This is a genomic window from Rubripirellula amarantea, from assembly GCF_007859865.1.
In the GTDB taxonomy this organism is placed as follows: Bacteria; Planctomycetota; Planctomycetia; order Pirellulales; family Pirellulaceae; genus Rubripirellula; species Rubripirellula amarantea.
In genome coordinates this window covers 440,758-459,020 of record NZ_SJPI01000003.1, presented here as the reverse complement: position 1 = coordinate 459,020, position 18,263 = coordinate 440,758, and the positions used below count along the sequence as shown (strand labels likewise).

The window sequence follows — 18,263 nt, the reverse complement described above, 5'->3', positions numbered from 1 at the left end:
TTTGCGAATCGCTAGTCGGGAGCTAACCTTGCAACGATAGCGTTGCCGACCATCTAGTCTTACTTGGCTTCGTTCCCACCCTCGTCCACCTTTGGCACCGTCTACTTTTGGCAGCTAACGTCTTCATGACGCGTAACATTGAACCCGCGAATCTTCGAGTTGGCTCGCGCGTTGGAAAATATAGACTCGATCGACGTATAGGGCGGGGAGGATTTGCGGACGTTTACGCCGCGACGGACACGCTGCTTTCGATAAAAGTGGCGCTGAAGATTCCCAATGCTCGTTGGGTATCGCCGGAATTGATCGACGAGTTTCGCCGCGAGGTCAAAATGACCATGGCGCTTGACCATCCCAATATCATGCCGATCCGAGACGCAAGTTTCATCGACGGGCATCTTGTCATCGTGACTCCGTTAGCGAAGCGGACTCTTGATGACAGGATGAAAAAGCGAATGAGCTTTGATACCGCTTATTCCCTCGCAACGCAGCTTGTCGACGCAGTCGCCTGTGCCCATGCCGCAGGAGTGATCCACTGCGACATCAAGCCAGAGAACGTTCTTATCTTCGATGACGACCAACTTAGGCTTGCCGATTTCGGAATCGCCAAAGCGGCTCAGCGAACGATTAGCAGCAGCGGAACGGGCACTCTTGGCTTCATGGCACCTGAACAGGCCATGGGAAAGCCCTCGATGCGGAGCGACGTTTTTTCCATTGGGCTGGTCTTGTATCGCATGTTTTCGGGGAAATGGCCGGAATACCCCTTTGATTGGCCTCCACCGGGGGCGGCGACGCTTCGCCGGCGCCTTCACCCCGACCTAATCGCAATTATCCGCAAATCCCTCGAAGTCAAACCACGCTCAAGGTACGCCAATGCGGAAAAATTGGCCGAAGAATGGAACAAAAGCCGCCTAAAAGCGGTAAGATTCGCCAACCGACAACGGCGACAAACCTAGTATTCGGAGGATTACCGTTCTTCGAGACTTCTGATGGCTACCGCTTCTCCGCAAAAAATTGACTCCCACCTCTACCTTGAGAGCGACATGGTGGCTCCCGAGTGGTTGCCGCTTACCTCTAGGATTCCACCGATTGGGAACCTGGTAGCGTTCTCGCGCCGTTGTCCAGGTAAAGAAGAGCCTAACGACGATAGCGCCGCCATTTTTCATACGGCGGATGACGGAATCGTTCTGGCAGTTGCCGATGGCGTGGGGGGAGCACCCTTGGGCTACAAGGCATCTGCGATCGTGATGCAGTGTCTCAGTGAAGCGCTTGCGGAAATTGAGACTTGTCGCGAACTTCGCCCCGCAATTCTAGACGGCATTGAAAAAGCGAACGCCGAGATTCTTGACATGGGGACCGGGGCTGCGACAACCGTGTGCGTCGTCGAAATTCGCGACCGAGTCGCTCGCGGGTACCAAGTTGGCGATTCGATGGCGTTGATTGTTGGTCAACGCGGGTTGGTGAAGTGGAAGTCTACGGCTCATTCGCCGGTCGGTTATGCGATCGAATCGGGCATGATTGATGAACAGGATGCCATGCACCATGACGAACGGCACCTTGTTTCCAACCTCGTCGGATCTCGCAGTATGCACATAGAGATCGGTCCCGCAGTTCCGCTTGCGGCAAAGGATTCCATCGTGCTTGCGAGTGACGGTTTGTTTGACAACTTGCACCTCGAAGAAGTCATCAACCTTTCGCGGGTTGGTCGACCACTGCACCGAATGCAATCGTTGATCGAATTGGCCGATGCTCGCATGAATGCATCGGATAGTGATACCAAGAACCCGGGCAAACCAGACGACCTAGCCATCGTCATGCTGACCCCGTAGACCGAGTTGGTCCGCGTCGGTGATCCGAATAAATTACATCCCGGTGAATTTTGTTGCCGGTAAAGTTTGTTCGCAAATGAACTCTTGAGTCGCATTTCCACTCGGAACTTGCTTTCTGATTTTGGCCATGTCCGTGGACGATCGACCTAGGCCCAGATGCGTTGCAGTCGCTGCGTTGCATCGGGAACCGCAATCGCTTTTGAGTTAGCAATTCTAGCCGCTGACCACGCTGCGGAAGCGGCATCCAGAATATCGTCGATCGCGACTCGTCCGACATCAGCGTCGAACATTTTGGGAAGTTCAATTCCATGTTGCCCGAGCAAAGCGATTCGCTCGGCGCGGCCGTTCCAAGACTTCTTAGTAAACTTCAAGGGTCTCTGATCGTTCATATGGAAGAAACTGAATTCCGGATGAACTTCATGCACGCGATCATCCGATTCGGAGACGCGGTCAGCATTACGAATGTTGTCCATTAACGCGAACGCTTGGCACCCTATTCCTCGGCCATGACGTTTCATTGATTCAGCGCTGGCGAGTGCACGATCATTCCATCTTGGGTCGAGACAAAACGCAGGAGGTGCCTCAAAAACACTGGGGCCTCGAGCGCCGATCATGCCTCGAACGAGGACATCAGCATCGCGAGGTGGTCGTTGGGGTAAACCGATCGGTACATCAATCGCAATCACCTCGTAGGTTGCATTCACGATGACGTCGCCTAGATCGTGGTAGATCTTCGCCTCCTGAAAGCCATTGGAATTGATCACTACCCCAATCCATTTCCTTTTCCATCCGTCGATGCCAATCACGTCCATGATGATGTTCGTCGTAAAAGTGGAGGCAAAGGAATGACGAAAACTAAACGGACGTGGCTGTCTTAGAACGAGCAATAGCGACGCCCATCGATGTGATTCATGCTACGGACTCGTCAAGACTGCGATGCGAACGCTGCGAGACGCCTGCGATCAACATACAAATTTGTCGACAAACAACAACGCGATTCTTAACGAGGAAAGTCTGGACGTTGTGACTCAAACTACCGGTGTCGGTCGGGTGTACAATGCTACGAATGTCTAACTATCGAGTTTGATCAACATGTCTCAGGAGAGTTATCAGTATGCCCATGCGTCGAAGTCAACCATTTGTCGTGAATCGTCGGCAAGCTATACGAGGCATAGCAGTCGGATGTTCATTGCCCATGATAGGCGGTCGCGCGTTCGCAGAAGAAGGTGACGCGAATCCGCCGGTGCGAGCGATCACTCGCGGACCTTTGCAGCACTGGTTTGGTTACTACGACAAGCTTGAATTCGATCCAACGAATCGGTATGTGCTTTCCAATGAAGTCGCGTTTGAGCACCGCACACCCACCGCGGACGATACCGTTCGCGTTGGCATGGTCGATACGCAAGATAACGACAAGTGGATTCGCTTAGGGAGCAGTTCTGCGTGGGGATGGCAGCAAGGTTGTATGCTGCAGTGGCGTCCAGGCTCAAGTTCAGAAGTGGTCTGGAATGACCGCCAAGGTGATAGTCACGTATGCCGTGTCTTGAACGTAGAGACAAAGCAACTTCGTACACTTCCGCGACCCATCTACTCGCTTAGCGGCAATGGAAAGTGGGGAATCACAACCGACTTCTCGCGAGTCCAACGAATGCGTCCCGGATACGGGTACGTTGGATTGCAAGATCCCGCTTCCGACAAACATGCGCCAGAAGATTCAGGGGTATGGAAGATGAATATGGACACGGGCGAAACTGAGTTGATTTTCTCTCTCGCCGACGCTGCCAAGTTACCCCATCAAGGCGAATCGCTAGCGGGCAAATGGAACTACTTTAATCATCTGCTCGTCAGTCCCGATAGTTCTCGGTTCGTTGTCCTGCATCGTTGGCGTGAGGCGGGCGAGAATGGACCAGTGGGTGGATTTAAAACTCGAATGTTCACTGTCGCGATGGATGGTTCCCAACGGTATGTGTTAGATCCCTCGGGCGAAACATCTCATTTCATTTGGCGAGATCCCGAGCATATCTGCGCTTGGACTCGGCCCGATGGCAAGCCATCCGGATTCTACCTTTTCAAAGACCAATCCGACCAAGTGGAAACTGTCGGCGAAGGGGTAATGACGCAAAACGGTCACAACACGTATCTGCCTGGTACCGAGGGTGAGTGGATTTTGAACGATACCTACCCGGATTCCAAAACAAGATTGCAAACGGTCTACCTGTACCATGTCCCCACGCGGCGTAAGGTGGTCATCGGTCGCTTTCACTCACCGCGTGAATACAGTGGTGAATGGCGTTGTGACACGCATCCTCGCAGCAGCAACGACGGCAAATCAGTGGTCATCGATTCGCCGCATCATGATGGCCGCCAACTGCACATGATCGACATCAGCAAGGTCGTCGGGTAATGGCCTGATACCAACAGGCATAAAAAAACCTCGCAAACTGCGAGGTTAGAAGGCTGAAGCAGCCAGAAGAGTACCCCCGCTAGGGCTCGAACCTAGGACAAACGGATTAAGAGGCAGAACTGAGACAGCCTTGGAATTCACACTTTTGCTATAGGCATAACCGCATCCTACCAACTGTTTTGTGCAATTGCAATTGAATGCAACTCGACTCAACAAACACGGTAAATTGCGGGAATGCTGACACAAGGAATTTGGGTTCTTGGGAACGAGTTGTCGCTTAACCTAGTTCTTTAAATGACTCTCAGCACGTTTAAATGGCGGAGCGCCCGAAAGCGAAATTTGCAGATTTAGAAGTTTGCCAAACAGTGAATGCGTGAGAGCGTTGGTTCGAGATTTTTTAGCGTTTCGCTGTGCAACCCATTAACTACATCTGAGTGACAGTCTCCATGATTCCAAAACAGCGACGGAATCGCTTTCTTGAAGTTACACAATCCCGTCAATTTCATGATCTTCTCAACGTCGTCCGAATGGAAATGGTCTTCGAGCAAGAATTTGCCTGATGTGCCGTACTGAACCACTTTCGCACATAGGTTCTCATCGACTTCCTTGATTGTTTGCAGTTGGTCGTCACCGGCCTCGTCACGATCCAATAGAATTAAGAAATCACTTGCGAAGCCAATTGCGAATCCCAGCAGTTTGTCAACCGTACCTGCTCCAGATGCTGGGACAATCGAAAGGACTGTACCTTTAAGTGATGGAAGATTCTTGATGAGCATTTGAAAAACGCAATAGTCACTAATTCCTTCGACGAGAATCACTTTCCCTACGAAATCTCGTGACGCATTTAGATTGAGAGCCGAATAGACTGGAGCTAGTGCTGCCCCTTCCTCATTTGTGCCTATGTCTCCGTATCCTTGAAGGTGAATCTTCCCTTCAACACGCTTTGCAACTTTTATGGATCCAAGGTTTATAACATTTGGATTAAGCAGATACTGAGAATGCGTGCAGTAGAGAATGCTGTTCTTTTCGGACACGTTTTTAAGTTCTCTTAACAACTCAGACTGCGCACTTGAGTGTAGATAGGAACCGGGTTCATCCAGCAGAAAAATAGAATTCTCAATGGCTCCTTTGTAGCGAGGGTTAAATTTTAGTTTTGTCATGTAATTGAAAAACCACTGGAATCCTTTGCTGCGTGAAGTAACCGCGAACGGTCGTTTTTTCCCCTTGCTAGATTTGTCGATGACCCGGAAACTCAGGTCGAAGGAACCGTCCTCATAGCTTTCCGGCCGAATCCGAAGTTGGAGGTCTGAAGTGTCATCAGCAAGTGCGGACGCTCCAGATTTTTTTAACGATTTCCAATCTTCGATGATCTCCTTGTTCAACATGTCAGAAATATCCTCCAAAATTGCTTCCCGACGATCGGTGTCGTCTATTGCGAGGAAATTGCGCAGCGGCGTCGGCCTATCTTCTCCGTTCATGATTCCATCGAGGCCATCTGCATCTGCCCGACTGAAAATCTCGCGTACAAGTTCTTGCCATTCGCGGTGAATTCCTCGCGAACTCAGTTTTCCAGATTCCATGAACTCTTTCGAAAACTCCACCTTCTCGGGTACCCGATCAGTGAAGTCATCGAAATACAGAATCATTGGTAAGCGTTCTACGATGTATTTTCGTATCGTACGCTTAGCAGGTTCAGAATAGGCGTCGTGTGCTACCTCGTAGCGTTTTTTGATCTTGTTATCGACCTTGCAAAGAATGCGTGCAAGATCGAATGACTTCTCTCCGAGTCGGCAAGCGGAAAACAGGGATCGATCAGTTGTCGTAGCAGTCGACGGAAAGGTTGCTTCAAGTTCCTCAAACTCTTCTTCGCTAAGTGATATTTTGGCAATGATTTGGGACCCTTCGGTATCGCTGGTTGAGTAGCGATTCTGGAATTCCAAATGATTATTGTCTTTGTGGTATTTGTCGCGTCCTTTGTCAAAAGCTTGGATAGCCTGCAAAATCGTCGTTTTCCCCGACTCATTTACACCGACAATGGGTGTCAAACTATGCCGCAACGAAATTTCAACGGATTCGATCGCTCGATAGTTCAATATCGTGAATTTTTTGATTTTCATGATCGGCGTGAGGAGTTCAGGTGCGAGGGCAATGGTAGATCAATAGAACTCCTTGAGATCTACCTGCTGCGGCGGTACAGAGCATATTACCGTGTGCCACATGCAAGTGAAAGAGACGACGGACTCGTGCACCGGAGGAACTTTCTTTCTGCGACAGGCTCTGCCAATCGCATTTCCTGCCAGCGTAACTAGGAATTGCAGTCAATCGGAGTGTTCTACCACGCGTGCTCGTCAAGATCCTAAATCCTACCAATCTGAAAGCGTTTAAAACGAAACCATCGGAAGTCGAAACAGCTCGGCTTTGGCATCGTTAGTTCTACATTCAAGCCCCTTTTGGAGCATGAAGCGTTAAACTTTTCGCATACTGCCTTGGGCGCCTGTAGTGATGCGACATAAGACTGTTCTTCGGTAAGTGGATGCTAAAACAGTTTGGATATGAGAAGACGAGTCAGACGCATTGATCCACCTGCGATCAAATCGTCGACTGCCGTACAATAGCGGGCGTTCTCAATTAAGTTGTCCATAAATCGCGCTGTGACGGTAATGCAAACGCCATGACCGAGAGCGTGAACGCGACAGTTATGAGACGCTCACAATCTCGGCTCTGGCGCAAAGCACGTTACATGTCAATTACGACCGACGCAGCTTCTGCATATTGCAAGAGCTGTTTCATTAGTGCCGGTATCTCACTGTTGATGAAAGCTCTTTCTCTGGGGCGGCATTCTGTGTAGGGCTTAAACACCTTGTACAGAATGTCCTGTTCTTCATAGTCGGACCATTCCTCTGAATTGCACACTGCGATTCCGAGACCCTTGGGTATGCTTAACGCTGCTTTTCCGACGTCGCCACTATCGAAAATATGCGCTTGCTCATCATAAGCTCGCGAGTAGTAGCCGCTATAGAACGTACGTTTTGGCATGAATTCCCCCAGTAGTTTGGTTAGAGGCGTAATATATTTGGAGGATGCTTCTGACTGCTCCGCAGCTCGTAGATGGATTAGCGCAAGGTAGCGTATTCTTTCAATTGGATAATTCATTTTTCGATCGATGTTCTTTGTTTGGTTAGGTGAGAAATTGAAGTTGCATTCGGTGATCCGGTGGAAACGCTGGGTCGGAATCACTTGAACGGCAAGTGCCAGATGACATAACCTTGTCGACTTACTCGCGTATCAGCACCCAAGCACTGATTGATCCAATAGGATCCTGTCACCGTGAACCGGTCGTCTACGCTGCCGGCGCTTAACCTTGTCGACTTACTCGCGTATCAGCACCCAAGCACTGATTGATCCAATAGGATCCTGTCACCGTGAACCGGTCATCTACGCTGCCGGCGCTTAACCTTGTCGACTTACTCGCGTATCAGCACCCAAGCACTGATTGATCCAATAGGATCCTGTCACCGTGAACCGGTCATCTACGCTGCCGGCGCTTAACGAACGATCGTTATCGCATTTCATTCTAACTTTCTCAATCAGTCGTGGACACCAAAAAACATGAAGTTTTGGTAGTCAAAATGACAAATAACACGTCTGCGAAGCGCGTACCAACTTTAGGTCTCAACTAAGCAAGAGGTTCGTCAACTCATTCTGCATCAGATTTAAGATGATGCACAATCATTCTCAGCCCAGCTAATTTGGCAAGGAGCGTTATGCTTATTGCTTGTTGCAGAGCATTTTGCCTGGACAAGTCTGCTTTGATACTGGCATCTTAAAGTTGTTTCTTTTCCATAAAAGAACGCGCAGGCAAGTGGTGGTGGTGAGGCCCTTCAAAATTTCACCTGCCAGTATTTCCCCCTCGGTGTCTTCCCCCGCGAGGCACCCCCAGCCCGACGGGAGGACCCGCTGTTCTTGGGCATTGGTACGCCAATTTTGGTACGGGCTCTTTCCCGCGTACCAACCGTTTCGTACCAACGGTTCCATTGGTACGCACGCCTATTACATAGGGCGTGTGTACCAATGAACCTGGATACCAAGGGAGTCCTTATTCAGTCTGTTGCTAGAGTCGCGTACCAATCTCTGCTAGTGCTGTTCTTTATCCGATAGACTTCGATCTCGTCATTTTTGTTCTTTGGGTTCGTGATAAAATCGCTTTCCAGCTCGTCGCCAATTCGGCTGATTGCAGCATCGACGCGAGCCTGCCCGAATACCGTCTTCCTTCGGATTGCTGATCGAGACAGACTCGTGTCTGCGTTACTAAGAACCTCACGAATTTTCGCATCCGTCTCTGAATCTCTTTCCTCTTGCTTGCGGTCTGCTCCAGACTTGGGGCTCTTTAGTATCGGATCGACGCCGTCCAGGACGTTCCACAACGGCCACTCAAACCGAGCTGTCCGAGAAGCCGGTTGCTGGCTAGATCGCGTTACAGCGTCGACTACAACGCATCCCTCGTCCTGATGTTCTCTTATCGTTAGGTGAGTGTCGGTTGCTCGCGTCATTGCCCCGGCTCCTGCACCTACGTCGGTAATCGACTTGTGGGACTGATCGCCCTTACTAGCGTGGTGGATCAAAACCACTGAAGCGTTCTTGTGTGCTGCGATTGCATCAATCTGGTTGTAAACGCGAGTCATTGCAGCGTTGTCATTCTCGCTAATCTTGTCAGGCAGAACCCGATAGAACGCATCAATTACGATTAGGTCGAAGTGATCGTCAGCAAACTCAGTGCAAAGCATTGTCTCGATGTCATCCAGTGACATTGATTCGCCCCGCATTGGACGGATAACCAAATGATCGTCAAGTGTCGAAGGTTCGATTCCCATCGCTTCGGCGACAGTGCCTAGACGACTAAAAAGCTCTTCTCGATGCAGTTCGTTGTCTAGCAGTAGGGTGCGAGGTTTCGACCCGTCAAAGCCAATCCACTGACGCCCCGCCGCAAGCGACAGAATCCCGTTATAAACCATCCACGACTTACCGACCTTTGGCGCGGCTATGATATTCATGACTTCGCCACGACGAAGTAGCCCGTTGATTAGGTACTCACGTCGATCAGGATAGCACTGCATCCCTTCCGACAGCGATGTTCCGCCGATCATCGGTCCGTCACATCCGGCGACCTGTTTGATCCTGATCCCAAGATTCCGAGCTTTAACGAATAGAGCCTTCTCTTCTTCAATTGCGTTTAAAGTTGCACGCCGGGCTTCGCTCAATTCATCGCCAAAGCTCGTCTTGTCGCTCGATGGCGATTCAATGACGGTTGATCGCATCTCTGGTTTTCCTGTAGTGTTTCTTGAATCTTGAAACGATGACTTCGATGTTGGTAGCGTTTTCGCTTCGGCACTACGGGCCAGCAGTCGCTCCTCCGTTTCCGTTGGGTAAAAGCTCGCAAGTGTCGGCGAACTTGAAAAGAATGCGTCCGAGGCGTCCATGGGCTCTCTAGACCATTTTTTGATCGCGTTCGCCCACTGTTCGATAGCGGTCAGTTCGTCAACGACTGAAACACTGACTGTATCGACGACAGCGATTGCCATCTCAACTGTTTGGTGATGTCCGCGTAAGCGAGCTTGCACGCAACCGGCTTCTATGTCGACTTGATCCCCGGGCTTTATTCGATCGAACGAGTAAACGCGATTCGATCGACGAATCTCTGAAAGATCGTTGGCACGGTCGACAGCTCTGCCGATTGCGTCATGAGAGTCCAGGTCGAAGAGTGATCGACATTCTTCAGCCCCGGCAAGAACGCCGATGCGGTAGGCCGTTTCTAGAGGTACTGCGTCCTGATTAATCGGCCATAGGCGTGAGTCTGAGAAGACTTCGTATTGGCCCGCGTTCTCGGGAGTATCGACTTGACCTGAAAAGCAATTGTTTCTTATTTTGGCGGTTGTATCCGCCTGGTTCGATGTTAAATTTCGCATGTCTATCTGAAGTAGTGTTTCGGATGGCAATCGGGGCTGCCGCTCGTCACGGTTAGCCCCAATCGAGAAAATAGAAGCCTGCGAACGACGCTAATCGTTTGCAGGCTTCTTTCGTTTTGTCAGCTCTGCGAATCCGATTCGCCCATGATGGGATAGGGCTGCTGAATATTGACATCCCTTGAGAGTGCTTCGACTTCCGCCTGTCCTGCCTCACTAAGCTCCTCGGGTGCATCCCTGCGCCCGTCGATGATGTCACGCCGCTGATGGGCCACCCAATCGCAAAGCGAAGCGTAACCCGCTGCCTTGAGCATTTGCTGTTGATGCCCCGCTTCTAACGCCAACGCGAAATTTAGTGGGGATGTGAATTCGTTTGGATTGCCGAGCCAATCTGGGTTCGATTTGGATTTGAGTGCTTGGTTCATGGTTTCGATCGTGGAAAGTGGTTGTGGGATTTGCGGCGAACGGTTCACCGCGTAGTGGTTGTTGCTTAGTCCGCGACGACGTTCAAATTGTCGATAGCTACTCTCGTTCGCGTGATGTCGCGATCGAGGTAGCGAACCTCAACATCGATCAACTCGATTCGATCCAGAGTATCTTCAACGACGCGCAGTGCTGTCCGCCAGTCTGCGAACATTGCCGCTTTCGGTTTGGTGGCATTGTCGATGATTGTTCTCGCACGCATCGCCACTGCTGCAAGCGGTCCCGATTCAAGCACTAAACCCTCTCGCCAACGTGAATCGAGTTCGAGTGATCTTCGTTCGGACACCATTTCCGACTTGGCTGCTACCAGCTCCGCTAATTGCGTTTGTAGCTCGTCACGTTTGATCGAGTTTCGACATTCCTGTTCTGCCTCCTGCCAAGTCTTCTCAGGGGCAGCAACAGTTTCTAGATAGTCTGAGACTGCTTGCTGATCGACCTCGCGACCGGCGCAGTGCTCGGCTACCGCTTTGTTGAAGTCCACGAGAAGGCGCTGCTTCGCGGTTGCTGCCAACTCAAGTTCTGTTTGTTTTCTTTGTCCGAGGCTACGAACGATGTCCAAAATTGCCATACTGATTTCCTGCTGTCTTGCGGACGTTTCCGCTTGTTGTGAATCGTCGCAAGAGTCGCGACATTTGAAAGATGGGTGCGGGGTTCACGGCCTGACAAAACTTAGACCAGCTTGCCCCACACCCGGACGAAGATTATTTACCGGCTGACCGCTGCCGATGTGTGACGCATCGACAACGACCAGTCGGAAGCAATAGGACTCAGACGCCCTCTGCTGTTAGTTCTCGCATCATGGCTTGGTGCGATCGGTTCGCCGACGTGTCGTCGATGCACGGAGTAAAGTTGTCTGCGGCACGTGTCGTTGCATCGATGTGGCGTCGGACGGCCTCTACTGACGTTAATCGCCTGCCGCCAACAACCCACGATTTCAAACGGATACCGTGCCTGTTTGGGCGTTGTGTCCAACGAATCGCCGTCGACAAATGTGGCGAACGTCCAGTCGCTTTCTTGATGGCGACAGTCAGGGGGAAAAGGTCTTCATGCGTCATGTTTGCAATCTCCTGCGAAAGGTTGTGTCTATATGCACATTATCTCAAGTGATGCAGTTGAATTCGGTGCTGGTTCAGTCGATATCAGTCGACGACTGATTTTCCTTGATCCTCTCAATCATTACTGATCCTTCGCTGATGCTCATCTTTAGAGGAATGCCACCGTCTCTCATGAACCGATTCACTTCTCTCCTTTGATTCCCTACGAGGACTTCAGTGATATCCTTACTCTGGTCCCAAACCTTGCCAGCGAGGTCTGCTAAGTCGCAAGTGTGAGATTTTGTCGACCAAACGTACTCAAGAAGCTTCCATGACAGGGGCGTGGTTTTCTCGCTTGTTTCATGTCCGTTGTGACGCCAGACTCCATATACAACTGGGCCATCTGGTAAGCTCGCGAGAATAGACATTGCCACATCCTGATTCCTTCGACAGTCTGTTATGCCTAAGGAAAAGGAGGTTCGATCGCCATTAATATCCGCTGCGATCAGTTCTAGCGGGCCTTTATGCGTGGAAGAACAGAATGTGTATTCACCGCAGTTCACATCATCTATCTTCTGGTTCCATGGTTCAATCAGTTCACGGAGGCCACGACACCCGGCATGGTCTGCCACAATCGCCAGACCGGCACGGTGTTCGTTGATCTCGCTGACAAGGTGCGTAAGTGATGGACCCAATTGACTGATTTTCTCCGATGTATCTAGATCACCAAGAACGCTGTAGCCGTGCGAGTACTCAAGCATCCGCTCAAGGATTTGCGTTGCCCTCTGGCTGATATTGGCAATCTGTTTCCAGTCGTGTTTTCTGCTCATCCTGCTTTCCTCGCAATTTCGATTGCTCTTTCACTATCCCGCTCTGCATAAACTTGCGTCACGTCTGCTTTCGCATGCCCGGCGATAACTTGCGATCCTTCGAGCCCAAACAGTTTCCGAATCTCGGTTGCGCGAGAGTGTCTTAGCTGATTAGGTGCCCAATGTTCCACACCGGCCTGCTTTGCTGCTCGCCTAACTGCTTGACCATATTCGCAGGTTCGGTAAGCGATACCGGGAGCCCGCTTCGCTCTCTTACCTTTTCGAGAGTTCTCACTGTAGCCTGCCCTGTTCCCCTGGTTCATCGGAGTGGTGCGGTTCGCCTTTGCTTTCGCCCGTTTCATACTGATTGCATCGCAAGGCCTAAAGAGTCGTTCAGTAGGGTCTCGATCGAGATAGCCTGTTAGAATCTCTTGGCATTTTGGTCCGATGAAGATTGCCCGCGTGTGTCCGTGGTGCGCTGTCTTGTGATCGTCCAGGGTTGCAACCCAGACATCGCCAGTCCTGTCGATCATGGCGGGAGTCAATTTGCACAGCTCCCCAGGACGACAGCACGTTAAAAACTGAACTCGAACCATATCAGCGACCACGGGATTGAGTTTTGCCAGAGTCGCAGCAACAACGTCAGCCGGAACGGGCTTTACCGGCTTGCTTTCTTTCGCTTCGGTTCGTCCGCGACGTAGGCTCGGTATCAATCGGAGCGTATCGTAGACCGCCGCGGGTAACTTCCCTTCCCCGGCTGCCCATTTGAACATCCTCGCGAGTCGCTTCATTTGGGCGTTAATTCCAGTCCTGCACTGGTCGTTGTCGATGAACGCTTGGCGAACGGCTTTGAACTGAATTGGGCCAAAGTCCACCGCACGTTGGGTCGCATAAAGCGATTTTAAGGGCTTGCAACCCGATTTGATCCGATGCAATTCGGACGTGACGCCAGTTCCGTAGTAATCTTTGGCGTGTTGCAGGTAGTCCAGAATCAAGTGCCCGACTAGATACGCTTCCGGTTCCGTCCCATACGAAGAACTGCGACCGCTACCAAGGTATTCAGCGATCAGCCTGTCGTACTCACGTTTGCTGGCTTGAGTGCCGTGCGGACCCAATAGATAGTCGCGACCGTTGATTGTGACGCGAGCTTGACCGCTAGAATGTTTGCGGTAGGACGGAATTTCAGACTTCGGACGCGGCATTTGAGAGACTCTCGAAAGGTTTTTGGGATGTTTCCCAAAAACTGGACTGAAAGTGCGCTCTGCCAATGTTAGGCAGGTCTCAGCTAATGCCGTTAATCACGTAGTGAAACGTCAGTACCCCCGCTAGGGCTCGAACCTAGGACAAACGGATTAAGAGTCCGTTGCTCTACCAACTGAGCTACAAGGGCATGTCGTTATCAGACCTCCGGATTTTAGCAATTCCAGCGGCCCTGACAAGATCCACAATACGGACTTTTTTGCGTTTGTGAATCTGTTACGTCTGGGCGTTCAACGATGGTTCATTTCGAACTCGCCTGCTAGAGCGAACTAGTCACGGCGAATTGGTCACGGCGAATTGGTTTCTGCTCGTAGCGTGAACGATCCCAAATGTATGCCGGTGGGCTCGTCATAGGCGAACGTTCCGCTAGGAGCGAAGTATTTCTTGAATTGCTCGAACGGCGGAAGTTCATTCTTTTCAAGCAACTTCAGCAACTGTGCAAGCCGCGGGTCGCTCTGACTCTTTGAACGCAAGAACCGTTTCGCGTCATCCGATTGGATCACGTCATAGATTTGGCCAACGTAATCGGATCCTCTCAGAAACGAAACCATGAATGGATCTTCGCCGTCTAGCTTTCCACCCAGCTCGCTGCCGACGAATTCGTAGTCCGGGTCATTCACCAATCGAGGCAATCGCTCGCCCGAAGCGTCGATGATGCGTTCAAGAAACTTTCGAGAGTCAGAGAACATGATCCAATCATCCAAGATGATGAATCCAGGTTCTGGCTGACGTAGGCCCTTAGGCATGTTTCGGTTCTTGGCCCTGGCAAACTCATAGACCACACTGCCGCCATAAGAGTCGACGTCAATCACATTGGGGAAGCGTTCACGCACTTTGGCGACGATCTCTTTGGCACGTGCAGCATCGGATAGTTCGAGAGCATGCAATTGAACTTGGCTGTTGATTTTTGCTGGCGGCTCGATCCAGCGGCACACGACGTATCGATTCGCTATTGTTTCAGCGATCTCTTTCTTGACTGAAATGCCCAGCGTCTTTTCGATGGGTTGCTCGACCATCGAATTCAAGGGTTCGGGACCACGAAACTTTTCCATGATCTTATCGACGTTTTGGTAGGTCTTGTCGAAGTCCCAATAGATTGACGTGTAGCTTGTCACTTCTTGCGGTACCCATGACGGTGGCATCGAATCTCCGGTCTTGGGCCGCAGCACGCCGAAGAATCCGTCTCGCGGTGGATCGATCAGAACGTGCAAATGAGAGATGGCTTCGAAGGTATCACCGCCTTGAAATGAGCTACCGCCGACACCGCGAATTTTTGCCAACCCAAGTTCTTCGATGATCGGCCATACAAACCCCGCGGCGCCACCTCGCTTGACCAAGCGGCCGATCAGGTGATAGGGATCAAGGAAGAATGTGGTTTGAGGGCGAGTGTCTTCGGCTCCCACGCAGCGCGACATGATGGCAGCGAAGTCAGCGTTTTGAGCGAGCGTCGGCTCATCGCTTTTCTTGTCCCATAGATCTAATGACTTCGACGCCGTTCCATGTCCGATTCCCAGGACCACTGTCTCGTCACGTTCAAAAAACTCAATTTCGGGTCGACCGGGACGAGATGGTAAGAGTCGTACTAAAGTCGTGTCACCGATCTTAACGTCACGACGAACATAGTCTCGCTCGTACATGGCAGCTTCGAGAACGTCGAGCAAACCTTGAAGCTTTTCAATGTCTTTCCCAGCGTCAATCATGAACCATCCCGCGATGGCGTTCGCGTCTCGTCGTTTTCGTTTCAGTCTTCGTTGAATAGCTTCAGGCGACTCGTCCTTTGAGTCAGCTTCGATCATTTCAATTTGCTCGGGCGACAAATTACCGGGAACCGCTGCTGCAGCGACTTGTCCGTGCGGGATCGAAAGCAACTCGTCTAGCGTGATTCCCATTTGCTGGCCAATTTGATCGAACAGATCGTTAAGCATCTGGTACGTGTCGCTCGCAAACGGCCGCATCGCAGGGTCGTTCAACATCTTGCCCATCGATGTGGTGGCGAAGTCCTCTCGCACTTCGTCGATGTTGTCAAAACGCACGTAGGCCAACGTGTCTTGAGGCAGCAAGTGCGGAGCGCCCGGAATCGAACGCTCATCGTCTGCCGCGGTTGCCTGCGTTGCCAAAGTCCACGTTAGGGCGAAGGCGACGACAAGACTGAGTCGTGAGACGACGGTTTTAGGGTGAGTCATGGATGTGCTTGAGGTTTGATGCGGCAAAAATCAGGCTGAGTACTAGCGTACAGAGTCCAGCATTCTAAGCGGCGAGCTTGGCTTTAGGCGGGGGCGACCAGCCATTGCCGCACTATTCGTTACAAAAGTAAGAATCTTGCCAATTGGCGCCATGCTGAGCACAGATTTTCCTTCGCGAATGCTGTGGTTGGTGGCTAAACTGGGGACGTCTGCTCGCCAACTATCCCCGGTAATCTCCACCCGTCAATTTTTAGGCTCGGTATCGCTATGTTGTCCCACAGGAAATGCGTCCGAAGTATCCTCGTCGCTGCTAGCGTGATGGTATTCGTCTGTTCCAACACGACTGTTCATGCTCAAAACGGCGGAACGGATAACGGCGGTACGAATTCCGGAGGTACCAACACGGGCGGCCAAACCACCGGCGGAAATACAGGGGCCACCTCTGGGAATCTACGTTCTGCCGATGACGCATTTTCCAATGTCCAACGCGGTGATACCGTTGGATCCACGGCCGGTACCGGTGCGAGCTTTAGCGACTTAGGAGTCGGCGCAACGGGAAACGCGGGCGGTGGTGGTGGCGGTTTTGGTGGACTTGGCGGCGGAGGTGGCTTTGGCGGTTTCGGTGGCCTTGGCGGTATCTTTGGCGGCCAGGGTCTTGGTTCAAGTCAGAGCACTCAGCCGGCGATTCGAACTCGATTGCGATCGGCCATCGAAGTATCACCCACTACAAGCGTGCAAAGTCAGCGGCAAGTCAGCCAGCACCTTTACCAAGTTCCCGCACGTGCAGGCATGCAAAACGTTAACGTTGTGATCGAAGGTCAAACCGCGATCGTGACCGGAACGGTCAGCAGTGAACGCGACCGACGCATGAGTGAACTTCTGATGCGTTTAGAACCTGGTGTTCGCCACGTCGATAATCGAACTCGCGTCGTTGCACCCGCACCCGGTTTTAGTGGACGTTAAGCCCAGCCGGGTATTCGCAGTCGCGAGCCGCTACAGATCCACGTTGTCGATCTGGATAGGCAGGATCCGATAGAGGCCGTCGGTGAAGATCTGGGCTGCCCAGTTGTTGAAGCGTGTGATCGGCTTATCGGGAACGACAATCACGTCGCCGTCACGTAACCAGATTTCGTCTGCTGGCGTTGGGCGTTTGCCTAAAACCGCGCCTTGCAAGTCAAGCATGGTGGAAATCATCCTCCAATCTTCCGCTCGTCGGAAAACAACGACTTGCCGCATGTTGCCCCCGGGCAGATGCCCGCCGGCGGACGCCAAAGCACTTAGTACCGTGGTCGGGCCTTCAAGTTGAACGCGTCCAGGTTGTCCTACCTGACCCATCACATGAACAAAATGGGGCGCTTGTTCGGTAAGCAACGGTTCGGTTTCGATGCCGACGACGATTTCGTCATATCGAAGATTGATCTCACGCTTGAGTTGGTTCAGGGAAAAGCCTTGAACGCATACTTCGCCGATACCGGGCAAACGGATCTTTCCGTCGGGCATGACGGTGGTGGTGAGCGTCTGTTGCGAAAATCCAGCTTGGCCACCAATCGCATTGCGGATGTCTTCGGCTAGCGTGTTTGTTTTGACGGGGGTAACGTCGATGGCTGGGTCTTTCAACAGCGTGCTGTATTCGCTGTTGAGATGATCCCGCAACTGCTCAACGGTCATTCCCGATGCTTTGACTTGACCAAGCAATCGGACGGTGATGGTTCCGTCGGGTTGTATGACCAATCCGTTTTCGAGAGTGCCTCGAGTCAAGTCCGAATCGCTTATCGATTCGATCAATACTTCGTCGCCGGGCATCAATCGGTAAGCGCCAGACTTTTGTCGCCGGGTGATCAAATAAATCACTTGGATCTGATCACCAGGACGCAGCCGATACTGACCGAGGTGAGCCAATCGTGATGGACCGGCGTAGCCGCCTGGACCATACGCATCGAACGGCATGCGCCGCATCTCGCTCCATCGCGTTTCCGAACCACACCCGCACGCACAATCCACGCCGACCATGCACTTCTGACAACCGCCTTGACATGGGTAACCGCCGGCGATGTTCTGGCAACCGCAGTTGTCGTCAACAATCCTGGTGTGAGCAAACGCTTCGACGGTCATATCGGAACTCGCCGTCGGACTAGCCGCTGTGCCGCCAGCGATCGTTTGAGCCGATGCGTTTACCGTCAAAGCTGATAGCCATAAACAAGCCACCGCCGTCATCGTCAGCGCGGAAGTAAAATCGGAGACTCCTCGCTTCTTGATCGTGTAAGGCTTTGTGGACATGAATGGTTTCGTTGGCTGAGTGGCTGT

General features: G+C 51.8%; 15 protein-coding genes and 1 tRNA gene. 4 read left to right on the top strand and 12 right to left on the bottom strand.

Annotated elements, in window-relative coordinates; translation table 11 throughout:
- Positions 1-125: 125 nt before the first annotated feature.
- Together Pla22_RS21685 and Pla22_RS21680 are read left to right on the top strand one after the other, a co-directional pair.
- Positions 126-953 (top strand): serine/threonine-protein kinase, encoded by an 828-nt coding sequence (locus Pla22_RS21685; protein WP_146516892.1) that lies wholly within the window; start codon positions 126-128, stop codon positions 951-953.
- A gap of 33 nt (positions 954-986) precedes the next feature.
- Positions 987-1,826, top strand: a complete 840-nt coding sequence (locus tag Pla22_RS21680) for a PP2C family protein-serine/threonine phosphatase (protein ID WP_146516891.1) — start codon at positions 987-989, stop codon at positions 1,824-1,826.
- A gap of 146 nt (positions 1,827-1,972) precedes the next feature.
- On the opposite strand, the gene Pla22_RS21675 is transcribed toward Pla22_RS21680, so the two are convergent.
- Entirely contained in the window at positions 1,973-2,638 is a 666-nt protein-coding gene (locus Pla22_RS21675) for a DUF429 domain-containing protein (protein WP_146516890.1), read from the bottom strand.
- A gap of 302 nt (positions 2,639-2,940) precedes the next feature.
- On the opposite strand from Pla22_RS21675, the gene Pla22_RS21670 reads away from it, so the two are divergent.
- On the top strand, positions 2,941-4,230 hold the full coding sequence (locus Pla22_RS21670; RefSeq protein WP_207310448.1) for a hypothetical protein: 1,290 nt from the start codon (positions 2,941-2,943) through the stop codon (positions 4,228-4,230).
- A gap of 347 nt (positions 4,231-4,577) precedes the next feature.
- On the opposite strand, the gene Pla22_RS21665 is transcribed toward Pla22_RS21670, so the two are convergent.
- The 10 genes from Pla22_RS21665 to Pla22_RS21620 all read right to left on the bottom strand — a co-directional run bounded on the left by Pla22_RS21665 (position 4,578) and on the right by Pla22_RS21620 (position 15,959).
- Positions 4,578-6,347, bottom strand: a complete 1,770-nt coding sequence (locus Pla22_RS21665; RefSeq protein WP_146516889.1) for an ATP-dependent nuclease — start codon at positions 6,345-6,347, stop codon at positions 4,578-4,580.
- Positions 6,348-6,966: 619 nt separating this feature from the next.
- Positions 6,967-7,383: a hypothetical protein gene (locus Pla22_RS21660; RefSeq protein WP_146516888.1), complete on the bottom strand. Its 417-nt coding sequence runs from the start codon at positions 7,381-7,383 to the stop codon at positions 6,967-6,969.
- A 947-nt stretch (positions 7,384-8,330) separates the two neighbouring features.
- The gene (locus tag Pla22_RS21655) at positions 8,331-10,193 is read right to left on the bottom strand and encodes an AAA family ATPase (protein WP_146516887.1); all 1,863 of its coding nucleotides are present in this window, start codon (positions 10,191-10,193) and stop codon (positions 8,331-8,333) included.
- Between the two features lie 119 nt (positions 10,194-10,312).
- Positions 10,313-10,615, bottom strand: coding sequence for a hypothetical protein (locus Pla22_RS21650; RefSeq protein WP_146516886.1), 303 nt, complete (start codon positions 10,613-10,615; stop codon positions 10,313-10,315).
- Between the two features lie 65 nt (positions 10,616-10,680).
- Positions 10,681-11,241 carry a hypothetical protein gene (locus Pla22_RS21645; RefSeq protein WP_146516885.1) on the bottom strand — a complete coding sequence of 187 codons (561 nt, stop codon included), beginning with the start codon at positions 11,239-11,241 and terminating at the stop codon, positions 10,681-10,683.
- Between the two features lie 199 nt (positions 11,242-11,440).
- Complete coding sequence (locus Pla22_RS21640; RefSeq protein ID WP_146516884.1) at positions 11,441-11,728, bottom strand: DUF1580 domain-containing protein; 288 nt, start codon at positions 11,726-11,728, stop codon at positions 11,441-11,443.
- A 74-nt stretch (positions 11,729-11,802) separates the two neighbouring features.
- Positions 11,803-12,537 (bottom strand): hypothetical protein, encoded by a 735-nt coding sequence (locus tag Pla22_RS21635; protein WP_146516883.1) that lies wholly within the window; start codon positions 12,535-12,537, stop codon positions 11,803-11,805.
- Positions 12,534-13,718, bottom strand: coding sequence for a tyrosine-type recombinase/integrase (locus Pla22_RS21630; RefSeq protein ID WP_146516882.1), 1,185 nt, complete (start codon positions 13,716-13,718; stop codon positions 12,534-12,536). Before Pla22_RS21630 ends, Pla22_RS21635 begins: the two co-directional genes overlap by 4 nt.
- Positions 13,719-13,833: 115 nt before the next feature.
- Positions 13,834-13,906, bottom strand: a tRNA-Lys gene (locus Pla22_RS21625).
- Positions 13,907-14,063: 157 nt separating this feature from the next.
- Entirely contained in the window at positions 14,064-15,959 is a 1,896-nt protein-coding gene (locus Pla22_RS21620; RefSeq protein WP_146516881.1) for a hypothetical protein, read from the bottom strand.
- Positions 15,960-16,226: 267 nt separating this feature from the next.
- On the opposite strand from Pla22_RS21620, the gene Pla22_RS25405 reads away from it, so the two are divergent.
- Entirely contained in the window at positions 16,227-16,922 is a 696-nt protein-coding gene (locus tag Pla22_RS25405; protein ID WP_165440782.1) for a BON domain-containing protein, read from the top strand.
- Positions 16,923-16,952: 30 nt separating this feature from the next.
- Here Pla22_RS25405 and Pla22_RS21610 read toward each other — a convergent pair whose 3' ends face one another.
- Entirely contained in the window at positions 16,953-18,236 is a 1,284-nt protein-coding gene (locus tag Pla22_RS21610) for a polysaccharide biosynthesis/export family protein (RefSeq protein ID WP_242632238.1), read from the bottom strand.
- Positions 18,237-18,263: the final 27 nt, after the last annotated feature.